The following is a 605-nucleotide window of genomic DNA, read 5'->3' as shown; positions in this document are numbered from 1 at the left end:
GTCGACACCGATGCGCTGTGCGCCGCGATCAAGGACGTGTTCCAGGACACGCGCAGCGTGCTCGAACCGGCGGGCGCACTGGCCGTGGCGGGTGCGAAGCAGTACGCGGAACGCGAAGGCATCGACGGCAAGACGCTGGTCGCCATCACCTCGGGCGCGAACATGAACTTCGACCGCATGCGCTTCGTCGCCGAGCGGGCCGAAGTCGGTGAAGCGCGCGAAGCGGTGTTCGCGGTGACGATCCCCGAGGAGCGCGGCAGCTTCAAGCGCTTCTGCGAACTGGTCGGCACCCGCAGCGTCACGGAATTCAACTACCGCATCGACGACGCCGAACGCGCGCACATCTTCGTCGGCGTGCAGATCCGCAACCGCGGCGAATCGCAGCAGATCGCGCAGACCTTCGTGGAACACGGCTTCCCGAGCGTCGATCTCACCGGCGACGAACTCTCGAAGCAGCACATCCGCTACATGGTGGGCGGGCGCTCGCCGCTGGCGCATGATGAACGGCTGTTCCGCTTCGAATTCCCGGAGCGTCCGGGCGCGCTGATGCGTTTCCTCTCGTCGATGGCGCCGAACTGGAACATCAGCCTGTTCCACTATCGCAA

Annotated in this window: 1 pseudogene; it reads left to right on the top strand. The window is 65.6% G+C overall.

Annotated features, from left to right (window positions below):
- Positions 1–605, top strand: a pseudogene (locus tag U5782_RS41325) (threonine ammonia-lyase, biosynthetic); the annotation flags it as partial.

Source organism: Paraburkholderia sp. J67 (genome assembly GCF_905220265.1).
Classification (GTDB): Bacteria; Pseudomonadota; Gammaproteobacteria; order Burkholderiales; family Burkholderiaceae; genus Paraburkholderia.
Note: the sequence above shows the minus strand (reverse complement) of the source record. Positions and strands in the feature narration are given on the sequence as shown.